Below are 24,796 nucleotides of genomic sequence, written 5' to 3' on the forward strand. Positions count from 1 at the left end.
TGCGAAGTTGCGGCCGTCACACCAGCTCAGGCGGGGCCGGGGCCGGGCAGCATGCCGGTCGAGGCGGTGGTTCCGCAGAATTCCTCGATCCGCTCGTCGAGGTGGCGGGCTTCGACCGCACCCTGGAATCGCGGCGTGGCGATGCGGCGCCGCAGACCCGTCAGCCGCTCCCCGAGCTGTGCGATCCGCCAATTCTCGGAGAGCTCGAGCACCGGGCGCAGGGCGTCCCCGGCGCCGTCGAGGCTGCCGTTGATGAGCTGAGCGGCCGCGTTGTCGACCCGGGCCAGCGCCTCGGCGCCGTAGGAACGCTGTTCCACCGGGCCGGCGCTGTACAACTCGATGGTGCGGGCGGTCTCGGCGAGCGCCGATTCGGCCTGGCCCAGATGGATATAGGTGGCACCGGCGTAGTAGTGGCTCTTGGCCTCCGGGAAGCCGAAGACACCACCGGTCTCGTCGTGCAGGACATCGGTGCCCGATTCGGCGCGGGCGGTATGTGCGGCCTCGATGCAGCGCGCGGCGTCGGTGGCGCTGCCCAGCTTGGACCAGATACGCGCCTCGATATTGTGCAGCCGCACCTTGGCCGTCACCGAATCCGCATAGAGATGCCCGTTCTGTGCCAGCTCCACCGCGTGCCGCGGATGTTCGGACCAGTATTCGATCAGCGCCTGCATACCCCGGGTCCACGCCCGTAAACCGTTGTGCCCGCATAACTCCGCATAGGCCCAGGCAGCACGCGCCTGTTCGCCCGCGGCATCCAGATGGCCGAGATCGGTACTGGCATTGGCCAGCAGGCCCGACAACGTTCCTGCCAGCAGATACAGATGGCTGGTATCCGCGGGCTTCTGCTGCCCCTCGAGCAGGCGATATACGCGCCGGCGCACCCGCAGCATCTCGACCATCATCGGAACCGGCGGCACGTGAACGTATTCCCTGGCGATGCGGGTGGCATCGGCGTCGAGTTGTTCCAATGCGGAGGCGCCGACATTACTTGCCTCGGCGCGACCGGCGTGCTCGCTGGCTTCGTGGGCAGCCGCCATGATGAGATCCCTCTCCGAAATTTCGGCCAACGCATCACCTCGCATCGCACCGGCGTCTACGAGTGCCAAGAGTTCAGCGTCGCTCGAATACTTGCTGTGCGCCGAATGGTGGTAGCGCACCTCTGAATCCGGTTCCGGCCGATCGATGACGGGTTGATCGATCATGACCGCGAACCGTGCCCGCACGACGTCGTCGGACCTGGCGAGTGACGTGTCCAGCGCGGCCTGGTTGACCGGCCGGGGATGCACTTTCGCGCCCCCGGCCTCCCATTTGGACACCAGGCGTTCGTGGACACCCAAATGGGCCGCGAATTCCCTGATGCTCATCCTTTTGGCATCGCGAAGGGCGCGGGCTTCTCTACCTGACCACTGCCTGACCACGATGTCATCCCTTCCGCGCGAACTGTTCTCCAGAGTACGAGCGGACCGTGATCGCAGCCACAACCGAAATCGAGCTGGTATCGGGAAAGGCGCTGGTCCCGGCCACAGGGGCAGTGAAAGGGCAGTGAAGAGCGCGTGTGGGGGCATTTCCAGGACCGCACAGCGGCGGGACCCTTGAAACGTGAATGCCATTGGGGCAGTGACGCCGAATGCCGTGGGGCAGTGAAGCCGTGAATGTCGAGAAGCTCAGGACCGCCGACGACTGGGTGATGTTCTACCGCCATCGAGCTGGTCTGACATGTATTCAGCGTGGTGGATTCGTCACGCTGCCGATTACCGGCACCGTAGGTGTGCTGAATGTGCCCACCGAACAGTCGGAATCGGTGTACCGGTCGCTCACCGAGCACGGTGCCTGTGGTCCGGTCCTGGCCCGCCGGGCGCGCTGGAGCTTCCTGGTCGCTCCCGATATCCGGCCGGGTGCACAGGTCTCGGAGTTGCTGAGCCGCCTGAAGATCGGCATTCCGTCGCCCGGTGGCGAAATCATGATGCCCACCGGCCTGGGTCGCCGGACCCGCGAAGGCTGTCACTGGATCGTGGCGCCCGCGCCGGGCCGGGAACTTCCACCACTATCGAGGGTCGTTACGACGGCGCTGGCGGTGGGAAGGGGTGGCGAGGACTGAACCCGCAGACCGGTCCTCGCTGCCGCCGGACCGGGTCCGCCTCGATGCCTGTCGGGGGCGGGCCCGGATTCGGGACCGTACGGCCTCCCGGTGTGACCCCGCGCCCCGACGCTGCCTGAGGGTTCGGCGGGTACTCGCCGATTCCGGTAGAACGGCTGTCATGGTCGGCCATCGGAGCACACAGCGGCGTGCGCCCGCGACGGCGCATGCTCCCTACCTGTGCCCGGGTTCGCAAGGTGTTTCCGGTCAGTGGGAGATGTTGTCCTCATTTCCGGGAGTCCGGCCGACAGATGATAGTAAGGAAGGTTCTGTGGCCTCGCCGCTCTCGCTGGAGATGTAGACGGTAGATGGTCGGTGCCGTCCATATGTTTGGCAGGAGTTGTAGTGTCCTTTGGCGAAAATCCGGATAGCGCGCGCTCGGGCCGAAGGAGTCCCCGCCGCGCGCGCCCGTCCCGAACGGCGCCCGTCCGGACCTTGCCCACTCTGCTGTCGGCGGCCGCAGCGCAGAATCCGGACGGCGTGGCCGTGGTCGACGGCGCGGTGTCGATGACCTATCGCGAGCTCGATCGGTGGTCGTCCCGGGTGGCGCGGTTGCTGATCGATCGCGGGATCGGTCCGGAAGATATGGTCGCGGTGGGGATTCCGCGGTCGCGCTGGTCGGTGGCGGCGGCCTGGGCGGTGACCAAGACCGGTGCCGCGTTCGTGCCGGTGGATCCGCGATACCCGAGCGACCGGATCGCCTACCTGCTCTCCGACTCCCGGGCCGTATTGGGACTGACCGTCACCGGCAGTGCGGAAAGTATGGCCGGGGAGCCGGATTGGCTGACCGTCGACACCGACCAGTTCGAGGCGGACTTGTCGCACTGGTCGGCCGAACCGGTGAACTTCGCGGATCGGGTGCGGCGGCTGCACGGTGCGCATCCGGCGTACGTCATGTACACCTCCGGGTCGACCGGGCGGCCGAAGGGCGTCGTCGTCACCCATGCCGGGCTCGCGAATTACTGTGTCGAACAACGTGACCAGTTCGCCGTGACGGATCGGTCGCGCACCCTGCACATCGCGTCGCCCAGTTTCGACGTGTCGGTCGGTGAATTCCTGCTCGCCTTCGGTGCAGCCGCGACGATGGTGATCGCCCCCGCCGACGTATTCGGCGGCGCCGAGCTCGCCGAACTGCTGCGGCGGGAGCGGGTCACCCATGTCACGATGACCCCCGCCGCGCTCACCACGGTCGACCCCACCGGCCTGGACGAGTTGCGTGTGATCGGCGTGATCGGCGAGGCGTGCCCACCCGAGCTGGTCACCCGGTGGGCGACCGAGATTCCCGGCGGCCGCCGCGAGTTCTACAACACCTACGGGCCCACCGAGGCCACGATCGTCACCCATGTCGGCGACCCGCTGGCCCCGGGCGCGCCGGTCACCATCGGCCGTCCGGTCCGGGGCATGACCTCGCGGATTCTGGACGACCGGCTGGCGCAGACGGCGCCGGGACAGGACGGCGAACTGTATCTGGCCGGGCCGGGGCTGGCGCGCGGATATCTGCGCCGACCGGATCTGAGCGCGGACCGGTTCGTCGCGGACCCGTACGGCCCGCCGGGCAGCCGCATGTACCGCACCGGAGATCTCGCCCGCACCACAGCGGACGGCCTGTGGGAATATCTGGGCCGCAACGATTTCCAGGTCAAGATCCGTGGTTTCCGAATCGAACTCGGCGAGATCGACAGTGCTTTGGTCGCCCATCCGGAGATTCACTTCGCGGTCACCATCGGCCGCCGGATGCCGTCGGGCGAAACGCTGCTGGTCGGCTATGTGGTGCCCGAACCGGGTGCCGCGCCGGACCCGGAACAATTGCGCGAGTTCGCGGCGCGCACGCTGCCGGTCCACATGGTGCCGCCGGTGATCATGCTGCTGGAGCAACTTCCGCTGACTCCGGTCGGCAAGCTCGATCGCACGGCGCTACCGGAACCGCCACTGGAGGTACAGGAGTACCGTGCACCGGAGACAGGCACCGAACAGGTCGTCGCAACGGCGATTGCGGGACTGCTCGGTCTCGAGCGGGTCGGCCTCGACGACGACTTCTTCGCGTTGGGCGGCAATTCACTGCTGGCGGTGCGCGCCGCCGCGTGGATCGGCGGTGAACTCGGAGTGCGGGTGCCGCCACGCACCTTCTTCACCGCCGATACCGTGGCCGAGCTGGCGGACGCGATGAGCCGGCTGACGGTGGCGGAACGACCACGGCTGATCGCACGGTCGCGGCCGGACCCGATGCCGGTCTCGGCGGCACAGCAGCGGTTGTGGTTGACCAACCAGTTCGACACCGCCTCGGCGGCATACAACATCCCGTTCGCGCTGCGCCTGACCGGTGCGGTCGATGTGCAGGCGTTGCGGGCGGCGGTAGCGGATGTGATCGAGCGGCACGAGCCGCTGCGCACGCTGTATTCCGATCACGACGGTGAACCGGTCCAGGTGGTCCTGCCGGTCCCCGACGCCATGCCCGAACTGGTCGTGGAAACCGTTGCTGCCGAACAGATCCCGGAACGCCTCACGGCCATCGCCGCCGCCGGGTTCGATCTCCGCTCGGACCTGCCGGTACGGGCGAGCCTGTTCCAGCCGGCCGACAACGAGTACGTCCTCGCCCTGGTGATGCACCACATCGCCTGCGACGGCACCTCCTTCGCGCCGTTGGCCCGTGACGTGGTGGCGGCCTATCAGGCCAGGACTACCGGCGCCGCTCCCGAGTGGCGCCCGTTGACGGTCACCTACGCGGACTACGTGCTGTGGGAACGTGAGGTGCTGGGGCCCGAGACGGACGAGGATTCGCTCGCCGCGACCCAGGCCCGGTATTGGCAGCAGCAGTTGGCGGCAGTCCCCGACGGACTGGAGTTGCCGCTGGACCGCCCCCGCCCCCCTGTCTGGTCCGGCCGGGGTGCCACCGTCGACTTCGAGCTGAACGCCGAGGTCACCGCGGGTCTGCGCCGAGTCGCCGATGAGCACGACGCCTCGCTGTTCATGGTGGTACACGCGGCGTTGGCCGTGCTGCTGGCCCGGCTGTCGGGCAGTGCCGATATCGCGATCGGGACACAGATCTCCGGACGTGGCGCCGCCGAACTCGACGACGTGGTGGGCATGTTCGGCAACACGCTCGTGCTGCGCACGGACGTCGACGGCGCTCAACCGTTCGGCGCATTCCTGGACGGCGTCCGCGAGACCGATCTGGCCGCGATGGAGCACGCGGAACTCAACATAGATCGGGTGGTGGACCTGGTCCGGCGCGGCAGCAACCGGGCGCCGCTGTTCCAGGTGTTGTTGATGCTGCAGAACTTCGAGCAGCCGCGGATCGACCTGCCGCAGGTGTCGATCGAGCAGTTGCAGCTCGATGTCGCTGTCGCCAAACTCGATCTCTCGGTGACGCTCACCGAACAGCCCGACGGGCAGGTGGCCGGGGTGATCGATTACGCCACAGACCTGTTCGACCACGCCACCGTGGCCGCGATGGCACGTCGTTTCGTCGCGATTGCGAGCGAGATCGGCCGCGACGAGACGGTCGCCGTCGGCGATATCGCACTGCTCACCGCGGACGAACATGCCCTGCTGGCCGCGCTGGCCGGACCGCAGCCCACATCCGGCACCGTGCTGGACGGCTTTCTCGCTCAGGTGTCGCGGACACCGCATGCACCCGCCGTGGTCTTCGGTGAACAGCATTGGAGCTACGGTGAATTCGCCGGCTGGGTGAATCGGCTGGCGCGACATCTGCTGTCGCTCGGCGTCGGCCCGGAGGTGCGGGTGGCGGTCGCGATGCGGCGGTCCCCGGACATGCTGGCAGCGATCTACGCGGTGCTGGTCGCCGGTGGTGCGTACGTGCCGCTCGATCCCGATCATCCTGCGCAGCGCACCGACTACATCCTCGATGTGGTGCGGCCCGCCGCCGTGCTGACCACGGGTGACTCGACGACCTCCGGTGATGCGGTGCGGTGCGACGAACTCGACCTCTCGCGGTACTCGCCCGAACCGGTGACCGATGCGGAACGGCGGCGCCCGCTGCGACCGTCGAATGCCGCGTACACGCTGTTCACCTCGGGGTCCACCGGCCGGCCGAAGGGAGTGGTGGTCACCCACCGCTCGGTCGTGAATCAGCTCGCGTGGATGCGTGAACAGTACGATCTCGGCCCGGCCGACACCCTGTTGCACAAGACGCCGGTGACGTTCGATGCCTCGGTGTGGGAGTTGTTGCTGCCGTTGGCGGTCGGTGCGCGGTTGGTCATCGCTCCGCACGACGGTCATCTGGACCCGGCCTATCTGGTGGACACCATGCACCGGTACCGGGTGGCGATGGTCGAGTTCGTTCCGTCGATGCTGGCGCTGCTGCTCGATGACGAGGCAACGGAATTCCCGGACGCGCTTCGATACTTCTCACTCGGTGGCGAGGAATTGCCGGTCGGCCTACTGGACCGGGTACGGCAGCGGCATCCCGCCGTGGTGGACAACACCTACGGGCCGACCGAGGCCACCGTGACATCGACGGTGTTCCGATGTGCCGGTGTTGTGGACGGGCGGGTGCCGATCGGTCGACCGATCCGCAATACCGGTGCTGCCGTGCTGGATTCGCGATTGCATCCGGTGCCACCAGGGGTACCGGGAGAGCTGTATCTGTCCGGCGTGCAGCTGGCGCGAGGATACGAGGGTGCGAGCGCGCAGACGGCGGCACGATTCGTCGCCGACCCGTCCGGCAGGCCGGGGGCCCGCAGGTACCGGACCGGTGATCTGGTGCGGATGCGCCGCGATGGCACCCTGGAGTTCCTGGGCCGCACCGATTTCCAGGTGAAACTGCGTGGCCTGCGGATCGAACTCGGCGAGATCGAGGCGGCGCTGGTGCGTCACCCGGCGGTGGCGCGCGCGGTGGTCACCGTGCAGCGACCGGAGCGGACGGGCGAGTTGCTCGCCGCCTATGTGGTGCCCGAGACGGGTGCCACGATCGATACCCTCGACCTGATCGAGCGGGCACGTAAAACACTGCCGGAGTACATGATTCCGCATCATATCGTGGTGCTGGAGCGGCTTCCGCTCACCCCGAGCGGCAAACTGGACCGCCGGGCGCTGCCGGTGATCGAGGCGGCCATCGGGACTCCGCGATACCGTGCGCCCGTCACGGCGGCCGAACACACGATCACCGCGGTGTTCGCGGAGTTGCTCGGTGTCGAGCAGGTCGGGGCGGACGACGACTTCTTCGAGCTGGGCGGCAACTCGCTGATCGGGATGCGGGTAGTGGCGCGGGTGAACGCCGCGCAGGGCACCGGATTCGGAGTGCGGGACCTGTTCGAGGCGCCGACGGCTGCCTTGCTGGGTGCCCGGGCCGACTGCACGGTGCCCGCACCGGTCCGGCCGCAATTGGCGACGATCACTCGGCCGCAACATCTTCCACTGTCCTTCGCGCAACGGCGGATGTGGTTCCTGAACCGGTTGGCTCCCGGATCGGCCGCCTACAGCATCCCGTTGGCGGTGCGATTGAGTGGGACGATGGACGGTGCGGCATTGGCCGCCGCAGCCGTGGATGTGCTGGACCGGCACGAGGCGTTGCGAACCCGGTATCCCTCCGGTGCCGAGGGCCCGTATCAGGATATCGTCGCCGCGGCTCGGGTGCCGTTGACGCTGGAGCCCGAGAACGTCGAGCCCGAGCAGGTGCCGACACGGATCGCCGAGATCGCCGGCGCCGGTTTCGATGTGACGGCGGAGGTGCCACTGCGCACCGCACTGCTGCGTCTCGCACCCGACGACCATGTGCTGGTGCTGGTCGTGCATCACATCAACGCGGACGGCTACTCGATGGGGCCGTTGGCGCGCGACCTGGCGCTGCGTTACGCGGCCCGGGCCACCGGGGACACGCCCACGTGGGCGCCGCTGCCCGTGCAGTACGCCGATTACACGCTGTGGCAGCGGGAGGTGCTCGGCGACGAGGACGATCCGGACAGCCTCGCTGCCCGCCAGATCGCCTACTGGACCGAGGCGCTGGCCGGAATTCCGGACCAGCTCGAGCTGCCCGCCGACCGGCCACGGCCGGCGGTGGCATCTCAGGGTGGGGCCGTGCACCGGTTCGTGTTGTCGCCGGAATCGCATCGCGATGTGAAAACACTGGCTGCCGAGCGGCATTCGACCACGTTCGCCGTCGTGCACGCCGCTTTCGCGGTGTTGTTGGCGCGGCTGTCGGGGACCGAGGACGTGGTGGTGGGCACCCCGATCGCGGGGCGTGGTGCGGCCGAACTCGACGATCTGGTCGGCATGTTCGTCAACACGCTCGTACTGCGCGCCGCGGTGGCACCCGATGCGTCGTTCGCCGATCTGCTGACCGCGGTGACCGGGACCGACCTCGCGGCCTTCGACCATGCCGACCTCCCGTTCGAGCGGCTGGTCGAGATCCTGGATCCGCCCCGGACGCAGGCGCACAGCCCGCTGTTCCAGAACATGCTGGTCCTGCAGAATCAGCAACAGCCGCGACTGGATCTGGACGGCCTGTCGATCGAACTGTTGCCCGCCGACACCGGGGTGTCTCCGTTCGACCTGTCACTCACGTTGACCGAACAGTTCGACGCTGCCGGCGACCCGGTCGGCATCATCGGCGAATTGACCTACGCCACCGACCTGTTCGACCACGGCACCATGGTCGCGCTGGCCGGACGCTACGAGCGCATTCTCGCTGCCGTCGGCGCCGATCCGCATCGGGTAGTCGGGGATATCGACGTCCGCACCGACGGTGAACGGCAGGCAACGGTGCTGCGTGGGCCGGACCAGGTACGCGGTGATCAGGGCACCGTGCTCGATCTGTTCCACGCTCGGGTGGCGACCGATCCCGATGCGGTGGCGGTGGTGGACCACGTGACCGGGCAGCAGCTGACCTATGCCGAGCTCGCGACGCGTGTCCACCGCTCGGCCCGTGGTCTCGTGGCCCGGGGCATTGGTGCTGAACGCCTGGTGGCGCTGGGCATGCAGCGGTCGCTGGATTTCGTGGTGGCCGCCTATGCGGTCCTCGAGGCGGGTGCCGGATACGTCCCGCTGGACCTCGACCAGCCCGCCGAGCGCATCCGCTACATACTCGAGACCGCGGCTCCGGCATGCGTGCTCATCGACACGGCCGGTGAGTTCCCGGTCGGTGGCGTGCCGATCGTGCCCCTCGCGGAGCTCGATTCGACCGGCCCGCAGGACAACCCGGGCGGACCGCTGACCGACGCGGAGCGGGTGGCACCGCTGCGGTCGTCGAATACCGCCTACGTGCTGTTCACCTCCGGTTCGACCGGACGCCCCAAGGGGGTCGTGGTACCGCATGCGGCGGTGCACGATCAGATCCGCTGGCTCACCGGCGAATACGGTATCGATGCCGACGACGTCGTGTTGTTCAAGACGCCGGCGACATTCGATGTGTCGGTGTGGGAGCTGTTCGGGCCACTCGCGGTCGGTGCCCGAATGATCGTCGCCGCACCCGACGGGCATCGCGACCCGCAGTATCTCGCGGAAGTGATATCTGCCGAGCAGGTCACGATGACGTCGTTCGTGCCCTCCATGCTGACGGTGTTCGCCGGCAGTGTCGCCCCCGCAGCGATCGCGTCGTTGCGGTCGGTGCTGGTGGCGGGTGAGGCGCTCACTGCCGATACCGTCGCGGCGTTCCGCCGGGTCGGGACCGCCGAGTTGTTCAACCTGTACGGTCCGACGGAGTTCACGGTGCACGCCACCCACGCCAGGGTCGGCACCGATGTCGCGGGCGCGGTGCCGATCGGTCGTCCGGTGACCGGCACCGAGGCCTGGGTACTGGACTCACGCCTGCATCCGGTTCCGGTGGGTGTCCCCGGCGAGCTGTATCTGGCCGGTGCTCAGGCGGCCCGCGGATATCTGGGCCGCGCTGATTCGACCGCGGCGGCGTTCGTGGCGAACCCGTATGCGGCCAACGGTTCCCGGATGTATCGCACCGGTGATCTGGTGCGGCGGGGCGCCGACGGGCAGCTCACCTATCTCGGCCGCACCGACTTCCAGGTGAAGCTGCGTGGCGTCCGGATCGAGCTGGGGGAGGTCGAGTCCGTACTCGCCGGCCACGAGTCGGTGCAGCGGGCGGTCGCGGTGGTGCGTTCGGATGCGCAGGCCGGCGATCGGTTGGTGGCCTATGCGGTGCCTGCCGTGGCCGGTGCCGAGCTGGATGTGGAAGCGCTGCGTGCACACCTGTCCGCCCGGCTGCCCGCCGCGATGGTTCCCGCCACGATCATGGAGCTGGCGGCGATGCCACTGACCGCGAACGGCAAGCTGGATCGAAAGGCGCTCCCCGCACCGGTGTTCGAGGCCGCGGTCTACCAGGAGCCCGTCACCGCGGTGCAGCGGGCGGTCGCCGAGGTGTTCGGCGAGGTGCTGGGTGTCGAGCGAGTCGGGCTGGGAGACAACTTCTTCGAGTTGGGCGGCACCAGCCTGATCGCCGGCCGCGTGCTGACACTGCTGGGTGAGCGGCTGCGGATCCGGCCACGGGTGCAGTGGATCTTCGCCGCACCCACCGTGGCGGGGCTGGCCGAGCAGCTGATCGACGCCGCCGGGCCGGATACCGACGGTGACGGTCTGGGGGTGCTGCTACCGCTGCGAACCGAGGGGAGCGCGTCGCCGCTGCTGTGCGTGCATCCGATGATCGGCCTGTCCTGGAGTTATGCGGCGCTGACCGAACAGGTCCCGGACCGGCCGCTCTACGGATTGCAGTCGCCGGTGATCAGTGAGCCGGACACACCCGCGGGCACCGTCGAAGAACTGGTCACCCGGTATGTGGCCGCGATTCGCCAGGTACAACCGCACGGCCCGTACCAGCTGCTCGGGTGGTCGCGAGGTGGTGTATTCGCCCACGCCATCGCCACCCGGTTGCAGGCCGAAGGTGAATCGGTGCCGACACTGGTGATGCTCGACAGCACCAGGCGCACCGATCCGGCCCGGTTCCGGGCCTTCCTCACCGACACGTTGCGTGAGGTCGGTATCGAACTCGGCGCCGACGACGAACTGGCCGCACTGAGCGACGAGCAGTTCGCGCTGCTCCTCGATTTCGTGCCGCGGGAGATGGTCTCGCTGACGCCGGATCAGGTGCGCCGGATGTACCTGGCGGCCGTCGCCTCGATCGAACGCGACTACCGGCCCGGCATCTTCGACGGTGACCTCGTCTATGTGACCCCGGAACTGGAGCCCGAGCCCGACGGTGACGGCCCGTCCGAATGGTTCGACTACGTGAGCGGCACCGTCACCGAGCACCACCTGCCGTCGACGCACTCCGGCATGCTCGACCCCGGTGTGGTGGACACCCTCGGCGCACTGCTGCGGGAGGTGCTGCGGTAGCCGGAACCGGCCCGGTTACCGGCATCGGCGGGTCCGCAGGCGCACCATGGAGGTCGGGGTGTGTGCACACTCCGAGCGACCTGCGGACCTGCGAGGAGCTGAATCATGGCGTTCTACCGCCGGCTCGGCGACATTCCGCCGAAGCGCCACACCCAGCACCGCGACGAGCACGGCACCCTGTATTACGAGGAACTGATGGGCGCGGAGGGATTCTCCTCCGACTCGTCGCTGCTCTACCACCGCCACATCCCGTCCGCGATCGTGGACGCGACCGTATGGACGCTGCCCGATCAGACGACCAGCCCGAATCACCCGCTGCGCCCCCGGCATCTGAAGTTGCACGAGCTGTTCCCGGAACAGGTGTGGGGGCAGACCGATGTCGTGACCGGTCGCCGGCTGGTGCTCGGCAATGCGGACGTACGGATCAGCTATGTGGTCGCGCTGCGGGAGTCACCGCTCTACCGCAATGCGGTCGGCGACGAGATCGTCTATCTCGAATCCGGTGCCGCCACGGTGGAAACCGTCTTCGGCACCCTCGAGGTCGGCGCGGGCGATTATGTGCTGTTGCCGATGGCCACCACGCACCGCTGGCTCCCCGCGGGTGGCGAGCCGTTGCGCGGCTACGTCGTCGAGGCGAACAGTCACATCGTGGCACCGCAGCGGTACCGGTCGCGGTTCGGTCAGTTCCTGGAGAACTCGCCGTACTGCGAGCGTGACCTGCACGGACCAACCGACCTCGTCCGACTCGACGACGACACCGAGGCAGAGATACTGGTCAAGCATCGGACCTCGGCCGGCATCGTCGGCACCCGGTACACCGTGCCCACGCACCCGTTCGATGTGGTCGGCTGGGACGGCTGCCTCTACCCGTACCGGTTCTCCGTGCACGATTTCGAGCCCCTCACCGGCCGGGTCCATCAGCCGCCGCCGGTGCACCAGGTGTTCGAGGCGGACAACTTCGTCCTCTGTAACTTCGTGCCGCGCAAGGTCGACTACCACCCGCTGTCGATCCCGGTGCCCTATTACCATTCGAACGTCGACTCCGACGAGATCATGTTCTACTGCGGCGGAGACTACGAGGCGCGTAAAGGGGCCGGTATCGGCCCGGGCTCGGTCTCGGTCCATCCCGGCGGCCACGCGCACGGACCGCAGCCCGGCGCGTACGAGCGCAGCATCGGGGTCGAAGCCTTCGACGAACTCGCCGTCATGATCGACACGTTTCGTCCGCTCGAACTCGGTGCCGCGGCCTTCGCCTGTGAGGACCCGAGTTACGCCGGAAGTTGGCATCGCAACCGAGGCGTGCGCCCGTGAGTAGTATCCCCATCCCGGCGGGCTCGCTGTTCGGGGTCGACAACCTTCCCTACGGCGTCTTCTCCACCCCGGACAGTGCACCCCGGGTGGGCGTGCGGGTCGGCGACTCGGTCGTCGATCTGAGCCGGATCTTCCCGGGCGATGACGTATTCGCCGCGCCGTCGCTCAACGCCTTCATGGCGCAGGGACGGCCCCGCTGGGACGAGACCCGTTCGGCCCTGGTCGAACTCGTGCGCCGCGGGGTCGCCGACGACGCGGTGTTTCCGGTGCCGGAGGTGCGGCTGCACCTGCCGATCGAGGTCGCCGATTACGTCGACTTCTATGCCTCCGAGCACCACGCCGCGAATCTCGGACGCCTGTTCCGGCCGCAGAACCCCGAACCGCTACTGCCGAACTGGAAGCATCTGCCCGTCGGATATCACGGGCGATCCGGGACGGTCGTCGTATCCGGAGTCGATGTGGTGCGTCCCTGCGGGCAGCGCAAGGGACCGAACGATGCCGCGCCCGTGTTCGGGCCGACTGTTCGCCTCGACATCGAGGCCGAGCTCGGTTTCGTCGTCGGTGTCGGCTCCGCGATGGGAGCGCGGATCGGTCCCGACGAATTCGCCGACCACTGCTTCGGTGCGGTTGTCCTCAACGACTGGTCCGCCCGCGACATCCAGGCATGGGAGTATGTGCCGCTCGGCCCGAACCTCGGCAAGTCCTTCGCCACCTCCGTTTCCCCCTGGGTCGTACCACTCGCCGCGCTCGACGCCGCCCGCATCGCCACGCCGCTCCAGTGCCCCGAACCATTGCCGTATCTGCGGGGCGAGCAGCAGTGGGGCCTGGACATCGAGCTCGAGGTGGAGTGGAACGGTCAGCTCGTGAGCCGGCCGCCGTACGCGCAGATGTACTGGTCACCGGCGCAAATGCTCGCCCACCTCACCGTGAACGGCGCCGCGACCCGCACCGGGGACCTGCTGGGCTCGGGCACTGTCTCCGGGCCGGGGGTGCGGCAGCGCGGCGCCTTCATCGAAATGACCTGGGGTGGCGCGAAACCGGTCCGGATCGGAGACGCACACCGTACCTTTGTCGAAGACGGTGACGAGATCGCGATCTCGGCGACCGCCCCCGGACCACACGGCACCCGGATCGGTTTCGGTGAGGTCCGCACCCGGATCCTGCCCGCAACCGGCGAACCATGATTCGGAACGATCGATCTTCAAATTCAGGCGCATTTGTGACACGCGACTGTTTAAGATTGCGGGATGAAGTTCCAGCGTCTCGCCGCCGTATCCGCACTGGTCATCGGTGCGATGACCGCCGGTATGACCGTCGTCCATGCCGATCCGGCCGCCGCTCCCGCGCCGATCCGATATTCCGTGAAACTCGTCGACAAGACCGTGGTGACCAACCTGCAAGGTGGCACCTTCCGGCTGTCGGACGATCACAAGTCCTACGACATCGCCGATTCGCGCGGTGCGACCGTGGTCTCGCTCCCGGCCGAATTCGAATTCGCCGGGGTGAAGATACCGCTGACCTCGGCGATCGAGCACGACGGCGCGATGCTGAAGCTGACGCCCGAGCGCACCTTCGACGAGGCGGACCGAGCCGCAGCGGTCCAGGCGGCGGCCGGTGAGCCGATCGCCGTGAAGCCGGTGGCCTCGGCGATGGAAAACGCTCGGGCGTTGTCGGACTTCAAGACCAACTTCGGTATCGCCACCGCCATCGGCACCTTCCTCGGCACCGTGGTCGGTGTGATCGCCGGCGGTATCACCGGCTGCCTGCTGGGTTTGCCGATCTTCGGTGTGACCTGCCTACCGGCCGCGGTCGCGGGCGCCGGCATCGGTGGTGTGCTGGGCACCATTCTCGTCGGTGGTCCCGCCTTGGCCATCACCGCTTTCGATGTGATCGGCACGCTGTCGGCCGCGCCGGGCACCACCAAGTGGGCCGACGACAAGGACGACAAGAAGTACGACAAGTAGGTGCCGTTTCGCGGTCCGCAGCGATGCGGTGCGAGCTCGGGCGCCACCGTGGGTCGGCAGCACCGAGCTTCCGGCGATCTGATCGCCGACCGGGTCCGGATATGACGAAGGCCGGTTGTTCGATTCGAACAACCGGCCTTCGCCGCGAGGTAGTAGTCCTCGTTACTTCTTGCGGCCCGGTGCCTTGGCTCCGGACTTGAAGCCCAGCCCGCCGGGCTTGGCGCTCGGGGGTTGCACTGCGCCGTTACCTTCGGTCGCCGGTGCCTCGGCTGCGGATGCCTCGGTGGACTCCGCGGCTCCGTTCGCCGCACCGTTCCCGGTCTCCTCCGGGGTCTCGGGCGCCGGGGTCTCGGGCGTTGGGGCCGATTCCGCCTCCGGCGCGGGCGCGGCCGGCTTGGCAGCGCCCGGAGCCTTCGGGCCGGGACGCTTGAAGCCCGACTTCATCGCCAGACCCTTCGGCGCCACGGTCGGCTTGGTCTCGGTCGGGCCCGCAGCCGGAGCCGATTCCGCCGCACCGCTTTCCGCGGCCGGAGCCTCGGTCTCCGGTGCTGCGGCAGCGGTCTCGGCCGGAGCGGCTGCTTCCGGCTTCGCGCCCGGTGCCTTCGCCTTGCCCTTCATGGCCAGGCCCTTGCCGCCGGGTGCCTTACCGCCACCCTTCATCGCGAGACCGCCGGGCTTGGCGGTCGGCGCGGCCGGGGTGCCGGCCGAGTCGGCAGCTGTGGTCTCGGCCGATTCGGTCGCGGCGGCATCCTCGGCAGGCTTCGGCGTCGCCTTGGCGCCCGGTGCCTTCGCCGCACCCTTCATGGCCAGGCCCTTGCCGCCGGGTGCCTTACCGCCACCCTTCATCGCCAGGCCGCCGGCCTTGGCCGTGGGTGCTTCGGGAGCCGACTCCGTCTCCTCGGCGTCCGCGGGTGCCGCATCCGCCTTGGCGCCGGGCGCCTTCGCGCCGCCCTTCATCGCCAGACCGCCGCCGCCGGGTGCCTTACCGCCACCCTTCATGGCCAGACCGCCACCGCCGGGTGCTTTACCGCCGCCGGGCGCCTTGCCGCCGCCCTTCATGGCCAGCCCCTTACCGGCAGGTGCGGCCTTCGCGGGCTCCTCGGCGGCCGGTGCGGCCGCTTCGGTGGCGGTGGACGCTTCCGGGGCTTCCGGGGTCGCCGCGACCGGCTCCGGAGCCTGCTTGGGCGCCTGGACGACCTTCAGGTTCTCCGACAGCGTGGCCGGCTCGACCCGCTCGATCGAGTTCAGCATCAGCTGCGCCACATCGACGACCTCGACACCCTGGCCGACCTCACCGGAGTCCTTGCGTGCGGTCACACCGTCGGTGAGCATGACGCGGCAGAACGGGCAACCGGTCGCGATCATGGACGGTTCGTTACCGCCGCCGAGTGTCGCCAGCGCCTCATCGGTCCGGTCCAGGTTGACTCGCTTGCCGAGTTGCTCCTCCATCCACATGCGGGCACCACCGGCACCACAGCACATGGACCGCTCACCGTGGCGCGGCATCTCGGTGACCTTCGCACCGGAGGCTGCCATCAGCTCACGCGGCGCGTTGTAGACCTTGTTGTGCCGCCCCAGGAAGCAGGGGTCGTGGTAGGTGACGTTCTCCGTCACCGGCTTCACCCGGACCAGCTGTTTGCCGCGCACCAGGCGATTCAGCAGCTGAGTGTGGTGGACCACCTCGTAGTTGCCACCCACCTGGGGGTATTCGTTGTTGAGCGCATTGAAGCAGTGCGCACAGGTGACGACGATCTTCTTCTTCGACTGCTCGACACCCTCGAATACCGAATTCAGGGTTTCGATGTTCTGCATCGCCAACTGCTGGAACAGGAATTCGTTGCCTGCGCGGCGAGCCGAATCACCGGTGCAGGTTTCCTCCGCACCCAGCACCATGAACTTCACGCCCGCGGTGGCCAGCAACTCCGCGACCGCCTTGGTGGTCTTCTTCGCGCGATCCTCGTAGGCACCGGCGCAGCCGACCCAGAACAGGTATTCGTAGCCTTCGAAAGTTTCCGCATCCTGACCGAATACCGGAATATCGAAGTCCAGCTCGGACATCCAGTTCAGGCGATCCTTGGCATTCTGACCCCAGGGATTGCCCTTGTTCTCCAGATTCTTGAACAGACCGGCCAGCTCGGACGGGAACTCCGATTCGATCAGCACCTGATAACGGCGCATATCGATGATGTGGTCGACGTGCTCGATATCCACCGGGCACTGCTCGACACACGCACCACAGCTGGTGCACGACCACAGCACCTCGGGGTCGATCACACCACCCAGGCTGTCGCCGTCGCCGGGGCCGCCGACCAGCGGGCGCTCGGCCTCGGCGCGGGCCGCCTCGGAGATCTTCGCGAGCGCGCCCTCGTCGGGCTTACCCTCGGCATCGACCAGGCCGTACTCGTCGCCACCCATATCCTTGCGGCCACCGGCCAGCAGATACGGCGCCTTGGCCGCACCGTGGTCGCGCAGCGACATGATCAGCAGCTTCGGCGACAGCGGCTTACCGGTGTTCCAGGCCGGGCACTGGCTCTGGCAGCGACCACATTCGGTGCAGGTGGTGAAGTCCAGCCAGCCCTTCCAGGAGAAGTCCTCGATCCGGCCGGCACCCAGGGTGTCGGTGTCGGGATCGACGTTCTCCATATCCAGGGCGCGCCCCTTGGACATCATCGGCTTGGCCGCACCCAGGGCGACACCACCGTCGTCCTCACGCTTGAAGTAGATGTTGAAGAATGCGGAGAGCCGGTGCCAGGCCACACCCCAGGTGATGTTGCGGCCGACGAAGTACAAGAAGGCCATACCGGAAACGAGCTTCACGAACGCGAAGATCGAGACCATGGTCACGTTGGCGGGCAGCAGCGTGGAGATCGGTCCGGTGAGGAAGTCGGTCCAGTGGTATTCGCCTTCGAGCGCCAGCACACCGGCCTTGACCATGATCATGCCGATGCCCTCCATGATCACGATGGCCTCGATGACGTAGGCCGGCGCGAACTTGGAGCCGCTGAACCGGGAGAGCCGCTGCGGAACGCGCGGGTGGTTGAGCTGGCGAATGATGATCAGGGCGACGATGCCGACCACGGTCGCGATACCGAGGATCTCGTCGCCGAGGTGGAACCACCAGGTATTACCGATGATCGGCCAGGCGAAGGTCGGTTTGAATGTCTGACCGTAAGCCTCGAACCAGAACTGCATGCCTGCGAGGAAGCCGATCATCACCAGCCAGTGCGCCCAGCCGACGGTCCGGAACTTGTTCATGCGGGTATGAGCGATGAACTCGATCAGCATCTGTTTGAAGCGCGGGAAGAACGGCCGCCAGCGATCCGGTGCGGACTGGCCGACCCGGATCGCGCTTATGATCTTCCACGCGCCGCTGATGAACGCGACCCAGGCGACTACGCTGAGCAGCGCTCCAATCGTGCCCAGTGTCACTGTCAGGGCATTCATGTCGCGACCTTCCTTCGGTTCCACGAGCATTTCGGTGACGGTCCTGATGTCACCGTTGGTTGCTCGTATCGTAACGGGCAGTAAGTTACCCGCCGGTAACTTATCTGTCCACCGTATGATCGCGACCGGTGCTTTCCTGCTCGAGGGGCGTCGATCGCGGCTACAGTGTGACCGGACTCACGCATTGTGCTGCATCTTTGGTGTGGGCGGAGTCGCTTGACACGGTAAATCCCGGCAAATCCGGAGCTGAACCCAGGACAGGCTTACTCGAACGCGGGATGACTCGGCAGGAAACTTCTCGCGAATTGTTAGGACACATAACAATTCTCGCTTTCTGTCGGGGAATTCGACTAAGCTCACGGCGTCCTGCTTGCTGTGTGCACCTTCACACTGCTCGGGGAGGTCTGTCGGGTTTGAAATCGGGATACATGGCCTGATGGATGCGTGGGCTCTCGCGGAGAAGTTGCGTGCGGCAAAACCTGATGACGGATTGGAAAACCGAATGAAGCTCCGCAGAGGTACTGCGGTCGCCGCTATGGTCATCGGCGCGATGACCGCGGCACTGGGTACCGCTCATGCCGACCCTGCTCCGGCTCCGGCCCCCGAAGCCGAGGCTGCACAGCCGGGTATCGACTACTCGGCCAAGCTGGTCGACAAGACGGTGGTCACCAAGCTCAAGAACGGGACGTTCGAGCTTGTCGAGAAGCTCGGCGCCACGCCGGATGTGAAGCAACAGGTCATCGACGTCAAAGACCAGGCCGGCAATGTCGCCCTGGAGATGCCGATCGACTTCAGCATCGCGGGTGTGCAGATCCCGATCAAACCGGTGCTGGAGGAGGCCGGCACCGTTCTGAAGCTGACCCCCGAGGTCCCGAAGGATGTCGATCTGACCAAGCCGGTCGCCGCGGCGCCCGTAGCGGCGGTCGAGGACACCAAGGCCGACCAGAAGACGCCGATCGAGGCCGGTAAGCCGGTCCTGCTCAAGGATGTCGCCTCGCCGATCGAAGATCAGCGTGCGATGAGCGACTTCGCCACCAAGTTCGGCCTGGCGACCGCGATCGGCGGATTCGTCGGCACCGCGATCGGCGCGGCCATCGGCTGCGCGGTCACCATCGTGGCGGGTTGCATCCCCGGCCTGGTCACCGGCGCCGGCGTCGGCGGCATCGTCGGCACCGTCGCGGCGGGCGGTCCGGCCCTGGTGGCGGCGGGCGTCGAGCTCGTCAACACCATGCAGGCGGCCGATGGCACCACCCAGTGGTCGGATGCGGCCATGGCGGCGGCCAGCGGCCAGGCGCAGCAGCCGGCTGCGGACCAGCCGAAGTAAATACGCGACGCATAACCGAACGGCCCGCCTTCCTCGGAGGCGGGCCGTTCGTCTGTTCTCGATCAGTCGCCGAGGGTACCTGTGAAACGCACCTCACCGAGTGGTTCGCCGAACTCCGCGAAGGAACGCTCGGCAATCATGTAGCCACCATCCTCGCCGATCAACAGAACTGTGCTGCACCGCGTTCCGTGCCAATCGTTGGCGACGAAACGGGACGAGACCGCCCGCTCCTGGTCGAACGGAAGCCCGGTCTGCGGAAGTTCGATATCCGGTGCCACGGTCCGGTCGGCCAACACATCGAAATAGTCGTCGATCTCGGCCGATCCGGCGACCGCAGCAAGGGCCCGCACCCCTTCACGAACCTTGGGCCAGGCGGCTGCCCCCGTATCGGTGACCACGTCCTCCACCGGGCCGTGGCGCCCCGAACCGACCGGTTCCAGCCGCCGGGCACCGGCCGCGTCGAGACCCGCGGCGCCCGGCGATGCCGAGCCGAGCAGCGCCGCATTGGACAGCCCGTGCAGCCCGGGCGATAGCTCCATTGGCGTGGCGGTGGTGCGATTGCTCTGCCACCACAGCGATTCCAGATCCGAGACCACCAGGTTGTAGCCGTTGTAGTCGTCGCTCCGGCCGGCGACGGTCCGGACGAACGGTTCCGGCGCCGTGGATCCGGTCAGGTAGTCCATCAGCAGCGCACCACGGGAGCGGGCATCCGGCCGTGCCTCGTCGGGACCCCGCACATTGGTGACGGTCGCAAAGCGACCTGCTGCCGGGAGCAGACCCAGCCAGGTCCCCGGAACGCCGTTCACCGAGCCCAGATCACGTCCGGCGAGCAGTCCGGGGCGCTCCGGCCACCACTCGATCGGTGCGGTCGGCCGGGTGTAGTACTCGTCCCGATTGGCGGCCACGATCAGCCGATATTTCGGATGCGCGCGCCACCCGATCAACACCAGACACATGACTCAAGGATGCACCCGCGGGAGCCGGGGGCACCGCCGGGCCCGGACCCGGAAATGCGTGAGGGCCCGGCGGATGTCCGCCGGGCCCTCACCACAAGGGGAAATCCACTCAGCTGGTGCGTACCCGCAGGCCCGGATTGTCCGAGAGCACCTGGTTCACCGGCTGCGCGAACAGCTGCGGTGCATCGCCGGTCAGCGCGCCGATCAGATCGGGAATCACGCAGATCGGATAATCGGCCACCGAGGAGGCGCTGGAGATACCCAGGGCCATGGTGCCGGTGACGATCGGGCCACCCGAATCGCCCGGCAGCGCGCAGATGTTCGCGGAGAACGACTGGGTCAGCTCACGATCGCCGACCTGCACGGTCTGGTCCACCGCGTTGACCACACCACAGCTGAAACCGGTGCGCGAACCCGACTTGCACACCGGAGCGCCGACCACCGGGTTCGCCACCCCGGTGATCGCGATCGGGGCAGCGCCCGGCACCCGCACCAGGTTGTTGGCGAAGCGGTCACGGCTGCCCTGATCGATGGCCACGATCGAGTAGTCCTGATTACCGAGCACGGACTTCTCGAAGGAGCCCAGCTGGTTACCGAGGTGATTGCCCGGCAGCAGTTCGAACATGCCCGGAGCATTCGCGGTGCCTGCCGCCGCGAGATTCGGATTGCAATGCCCCGCAGTGATGTTCACCGCGTTGCCGTTGCGGTCCTCACCGTTGAAACCGGAGGAGCAGACCAGCTGCATCTTGCCGGCCACGGACGCGTAGGAATCACCGGCCGCGCGCGGCGCGTTCGGCTGCTCACCCGCGATGGACTGCGCATCGGACTCCGGCGGGCCGACCGGGGGTGCGGCCATGACGATGACATGCGCCGGGTCGACGAAGCCCGGCATCGGCACGCCCGCCTTGTCCACCCGGACCGCGATGCTGTTGTTCACGGTATCGATGACCACGCCGCGCACCGCCTGCACGACCGGGTCCGGCTGCCCCGACAGCCACTGCTGGAAAGCGTTCTTCTCACTGCGCAGCACGCTCTGGCTCTTGGCCACGTCCCGGACGCCGAATCCCGCGTCGGTGACGGCCGTCTTCGCCTCGTCCATGCCCTTGCCGGGGGCCAGCGCCACGACGGCCTTACCGGCGTCGTCGAGCCACGCGCCCGCGAACACCTGGGGGAACTGCCGCTGTGCGGTGGTCGCGAAACCCGCCAGCTGCTGCGCCACATCCGCGCGATGCACGTATTCGTCCGGCGAGATGTGCAGATCCCGCTGCACCGCGGCGGCCAGTTCGGCGGGCAGCTCCGGAGCGGCCGGGGCCGGGTCGGCGGAGGAGACCGCAGCAAGCGGACCGAGGGTCAGGATCGCCGCCGAGGCGGCGATGGCCGCGCCGCGGAGGCGAGTGCGCGGGGCACGTCCCGCGCCGGAGGAACGGCGGATGCGTGGCAGGAGCATGAGGCGACTATATGGGGTTTGCACGGCTATGCCTACTTGTCGCGGAGTTTGGCCGGACTCACACCCGACATAGCGGACCTCAGCCGAGGTTCGGGCGGGTGCGGACGGTGATTCCGGAGCCGAGTCCACCACCGGAGGAGGCGTCCACGGCGCTCAGGATTTCCCGGATCGGGATACCCAGCGAAGCGGTGCCACCGAAGGCGGCGAGATCAGTATTGGCGGCCTTGCAGTCGGGCGCATCGGCGGCGTTGGAGCCACTGGTGATGCCCAGAGCGAGCGTGCCGGACACGATCGCGCCACCACTGTCACCGCCCAGCGTGCACGCCGAGCTGGCGAAACCGCGCACCGTCTTGGACTCGCCCTCGGAGGTGAACAACTGCGTCTCGACCCGATCCGCCACCACGAAACCGCAGGTGAAGGTGGACGATTGACCCGACTTGCAGACCGGGGCGCCGGTGATGGGCTGGGCGGTACCGGTCAGCGTGAGCGTGGTGCCGTTGGCGCCGCGCACCGAGGGCTGATCCATCCCGGCGTGGACCGCGCGGTCGTTGAGCTTGATCACCGAATAGTCCAGTCCGGTGGCACCGCCCAGATTCGCCTTCACGAAGGTACCCAGCTGCGGGCTGGCCTTCAGATTGCGCACATCCGGGAGGTAGACCCCGGCCTCGCCGTTCCCCTTCTCCAGGTTCGGATCGCAATGTCCGGCACTGATATTCAGCGCGTTGCCCGCCGCGTCGACGCTGTTGAAACCGAACGAGCACACGTCCACCGACTTGAGTGCGGAGTTGTCGAGCGAGGTGGGCGCGCTGATGTAGGTGTCACCGCCCATCGGACGATGCTCGACCGGGCCGCCGCCGTCCGGCGAGAGCACGACCTTGATGTTGGCGATGAGGGTGGGCAGATTCAGCAGGTGCCCGGCCGGAGTGTTGGCCACGCTCAGCACCAACTGGCTGTTGAGGAAGTCGATCGCGACCGAGTTGACCGCATTGGACAGATCCGACGGCAGTCCGCTGATCCAGGTCATCAGCTGATCGAGCGAACTTTCCAGATTGTCGGCCGAAATCGGCGCCAACCGGGTCTGATAGCCGGCCGAGTTGGCGATCTTCGCGGCATCGAGCGAGGTGACCGCCATGATCGGCTTACCGTCGGCGCCCATCCAGGCGCCGGCGAAGCCCTGCGGATGTTCGGCACGGAAATCGCTGGCGTAGTTGCGCAACCGCTGCGCGTCGGCCGCGCGTTCGAGATACTCCGCCGGCGACATCTTCAGATCGCGGCCGATCGCCTCGACGAGGCCCGGGGGCAGCTGATCGGAGGCGAGCTGAACCGGCGCCGGATCGGCGACCGCGGGCGCGGTGGTGACCCACGGGCCGATCAGGACGGCCGAAGCGCAAGCGACAGCAGCTGCTTTCACCGATGCGCGCGCCACCGACGCGCGTCCGATCATGGCGCGACGCGCCGCCAACTTGCGCATGGAGTCCCTTCGTCGGGCACGAATACGTGCCGGCCACCCGTGGGCGGAAACCATTGGGTGGCAACGCCCTCGACCATCGAGCCGGACATCGGGTGAAACCGCGACGACCGGTCAGCGCATCACTTTAGGCCACAGCGGCGTGAGTTTCGCTACGAAACCGTCACGAAGTTGATCACCAGCCGAAGTCCGAGTCCGTGGGGATCTGCAAACCGGGCACCGGTCCCAATTTGGGACGCTCGGTCGTGGTGGGCGCCGTCGTCCGTGTGGGCGCCGGTGGTGTGGTCGATTCCTCCGTCGTGGCCGTCGGTGTCGGCGGGGCGCTCTCGGCCGGCTGTGGAGGGGGTGCGGGAGCGGTGGTCGTCGTTTCCTCCGGAACCTCGGTGTACTGCTGCACGGGTGGTTCCGGGATTTCGGTGCTGGGCGGTGGGGTTGTCGCCGACGTGGTGCGGGCATCGGCCTGGCCGCTCTCCGACGCCGGTTCCGGAGGGGAGGTGTCGTTGCCGAGCAGAATCGCCGCGACGATCCCACCGATCACCACTCCGGCGAGGGCAGCTCCCGCGGCGATCAGTAGCGGGGTCCGCCGGCTGCGCTTCGGTTCCTCGGGTGGCACCGCCGGTGCCACCTTGGTCGGCGTCGCGGGCGCGGGCCCGGGCTCCGGTCCGGCCACCGGGATGGCCGCGGAGTACGCCTGGGCAGCCTCGGAGGCAGCGGGCAGTGCGGGCAGCACATCGGTGGACTCCAGCGAGTTCTCGGCGCCGGCCGAGTCCGGTGGGGTCGACCCCGCGGGGGTGGACAGCACCGACGCCAGGGCGGCTCGGGCCGCATGGCGGGCCGGGCCGCGGGCATCGGCGGCGACACCGGGGTCGTCGGTCGCAGGCAGATCGGCTTCGCTGACCAGATTGACCGAGCGCAGACCCAGATAGTCCAGTGCCTCGCGCAATCCGCGCACATGGTCGGCGGGCCAGTCGCCGGGGTGGGTGGCATAGAACTCGGCCGGGCCGTTCAGGTGGTCGGCGGCCAGGTTGATCAGGCAGAAGATCGCCGTGGCCACCAGATCTTCGGCGCGGTAGGCCTCGCCCGCGTCGACGGTGATACCGGCCGGATCGCCCACCGCACCGACGAACCCGGTGATCGAATGGGTATGGCCCGGCGGCGCGGTACCGCCCAGCGCGGTGTCGCCGTCGTCGGACATGTGCAGGACCGACTCACGTGTGATGTACAGGGGTTCGGCTGATGTGTCGGCGTCCCCGCCGTCGGTGACGATCGCCGCGACGCATTCGTCCTCGGTGATCTGCAGGCCCACCCCTGTGGCCATTTTCGATACCTCGCTTCGGTGTTTCGGACGGGACCGCGCGAGCAGCGATGTGTCCCGGTGACGCAAAGTTCGACAATAACTCTGCTCGTGCCGGGTCCTTCGATTCGATGCCGGGAACCGCGCCAGACGA

General features: G+C 67.7%; 12 protein-coding genes. 6 read left to right on the top strand and 6 right to left on the bottom strand.

Annotated features, from left to right (window positions below; translation table 11 throughout):
- Positions 1–26 precede the first annotated feature (26 nt).
- Positions 27–1,364 (bottom strand): NsdA family TPR-like regulatory protein, encoded by a 1,338-nt coding sequence (locus NV2_RS24125; protein WP_084475362.1) that lies wholly within the window; start codon positions 1,362–1,364, stop codon positions 27–29.
- A 263-nt stretch (positions 1,365–1,627) separates the two neighbouring features.
- On the opposite strand from NV2_RS24125, the gene NV2_RS24130 reads away from it, so the two are divergent.
- The 5 genes from NV2_RS24130 to NV2_RS24150 all read left to right on the top strand — a co-directional run bounded on the left by NV2_RS24130 (position 1,628) and on the right by NV2_RS24150 (position 14,709).
- Positions 1,628–2,098: a hypothetical protein gene (locus tag NV2_RS24130; RefSeq protein WP_210749505.1), complete on the top strand. Its 471-nt coding sequence runs from the start codon at positions 1,628–1,630 to the stop codon at positions 2,096–2,098.
- A gap of 474 nt (positions 2,099–2,572) precedes the next feature.
- Complete coding sequence (locus NV2_RS24135) at positions 2,573–11,434, top strand: non-ribosomal peptide synthetase (RefSeq protein ID WP_067878845.1); 8,862 nt, start codon at positions 2,573–2,575, stop codon at positions 11,432–11,434.
- A gap of 105 nt (positions 11,435–11,539) precedes the next feature.
- On the top strand, positions 11,540–12,745 hold the full coding sequence (locus NV2_RS24140) for a homogentisate 1,2-dioxygenase (protein ID WP_067878848.1): 1,206 nt from the start codon (positions 11,540–11,542) through the stop codon (positions 12,743–12,745).
- Positions 12,742–13,929, top strand: a complete 1,188-nt coding sequence (fahA, locus tag NV2_RS24145) for a fumarylacetoacetase (protein ID WP_067878851.1) — start codon at positions 12,742–12,744, stop codon at positions 13,927–13,929. The genes NV2_RS24140 and fahA overlap by 4 nt, the downstream gene beginning before the upstream one ends.
- A 63-nt stretch (positions 13,930–13,992) precedes the next feature.
- On the top strand, positions 13,993–14,709 hold the full coding sequence (locus tag NV2_RS24150) for a DUF8020 domain-containing protein (protein WP_067878854.1): 717 nt from the start codon (positions 13,993–13,995) through the stop codon (positions 14,707–14,709).
- A gap of 162 nt (positions 14,710–14,871) precedes the next feature.
- Here NV2_RS24150 and NV2_RS24155 read toward each other — a convergent pair whose 3' ends face one another.
- Positions 14,872–18,153: a (Fe-S)-binding protein gene (locus NV2_RS24155; RefSeq protein ID WP_067878934.1), complete on the bottom strand. Its 3,282-nt coding sequence runs from the start codon at positions 18,151–18,153 to the stop codon at positions 14,872–14,874.
- A 502-nt stretch (positions 18,154–18,655) separates the two neighbouring features.
- On the opposite strand from NV2_RS24155, the gene NV2_RS24160 reads away from it, so the two are divergent.
- Positions 18,656–19,477, top strand: coding sequence for a DUF8020 domain-containing protein (locus tag NV2_RS24160; protein WP_067878937.1), 822 nt, complete (start codon positions 18,656–18,658; stop codon positions 19,475–19,477).
- Between the two features lie 62 nt (positions 19,478–19,539).
- Here the strand turns inward: NV2_RS24160 and NV2_RS24165 are convergent, their stop codons facing one another.
- The 4 genes from NV2_RS24165 to NV2_RS24180 all read right to left on the bottom strand — a co-directional run bounded on the left by NV2_RS24165 (position 19,540) and on the right by NV2_RS24180 (position 24,666).
- Positions 19,540–20,433 carry an NRDE family protein gene (locus NV2_RS24165; protein ID WP_067878857.1) on the bottom strand — a complete coding sequence of 298 codons (894 nt, stop codon included), beginning with the start codon at positions 20,431–20,433 and terminating at the stop codon, positions 19,540–19,542.
- Positions 20,434–20,542: 109 nt separating this feature from the next.
- Positions 20,543–21,880 carry a S1 family peptidase gene (locus NV2_RS24170; RefSeq protein ID WP_067878860.1) on the bottom strand — a complete coding sequence of 446 codons (1,338 nt, stop codon included), beginning with the start codon at positions 21,878–21,880 and terminating at the stop codon, positions 20,543–20,545.
- A 79-nt stretch (positions 21,881–21,959) separates the two neighbouring features.
- Positions 21,960–23,351: a S1 family peptidase gene (locus NV2_RS24175; RefSeq protein WP_084475368.1), complete on the bottom strand. Its 1,392-nt coding sequence runs from the start codon at positions 23,349–23,351 to the stop codon at positions 21,960–21,962.
- A 172-nt stretch (positions 23,352–23,523) separates the two neighbouring features.
- Complete coding sequence (locus tag NV2_RS24180) at positions 23,524–24,666, bottom strand: hypothetical protein (RefSeq protein ID WP_084475370.1); 1,143 nt, start codon at positions 24,664–24,666, stop codon at positions 23,524–23,526.
- Positions 24,667–24,796: the final 130 nt, after the last annotated feature.

This window comes from Nocardia vermiculata NBRC 100427, from assembly GCF_001613265.1.
GTDB lineage: Bacteria > Actinomycetota > Actinomycetes > Mycobacteriales > Mycobacteriaceae > Nocardia > Nocardia vermiculata.

Bases quoted from the DNA above. Each gene is read 5' to 3' on its own strand.
- NV2_RS24160 (WP_067878937.1), top strand. From the start codon at position 18,656: ATGAAGCTCCGCAGAGGTACTGCGGTCGCCGCTATGGTCATCGGCGCG.
- NV2_RS24175 (WP_084475368.1), bottom strand. From the start codon at position 23,351: ATGCGCAAGTTGGCGGCGCGTCGCGCCATGATCGGACGCGCGTCGGTG.
- NV2_RS24140 (WP_067878848.1), top strand. From the start codon at position 11,540: ATGGCGTTCTACCGCCGGCTCGGCGACATTCCGCCGAAGCGCCACACC.
- NV2_RS24125 (WP_084475362.1), bottom strand. From the start codon at position 1,364: ATGAGCATCAGGGAATTCGCGGCCCATTTGGGTGTCCACGAACGCCTG.
- NV2_RS24180 (WP_084475370.1), bottom strand. From the start codon at position 24,666: ATGGCCACAGGGGTGGGCCTGCAGATCACCGAGGACGAATGCGTCGCG.
- NV2_RS24150 (WP_067878854.1), top strand. From the start codon at position 13,993: ATGAAGTTCCAGCGTCTCGCCGCCGTATCCGCACTGGTCATCGGTGCG.
- NV2_RS24165 (WP_067878857.1), bottom strand. From the start codon at position 20,433: ATGTGTCTGGTGTTGATCGGGTGGCGCGCGCATCCGAAATATCGGCTG.
- NV2_RS24130 (WP_210749505.1), top strand. From the start codon at position 1,628: ATGCCGTGGGGCAGTGAAGCCGTGAATGTCGAGAAGCTCAGGACCGCC.
- NV2_RS24155 (WP_067878934.1), bottom strand. From the start codon at position 18,153: ATGAATGCCCTGACAGTGACACTGGGCACGATTGGAGCGCTGCTCAGC.
- NV2_RS24170 (WP_067878860.1), bottom strand. From the start codon at position 21,880: ATGCTCCTGCCACGCATCCGCCGTTCCTCCGGCGCGGGACGTGCCCCG.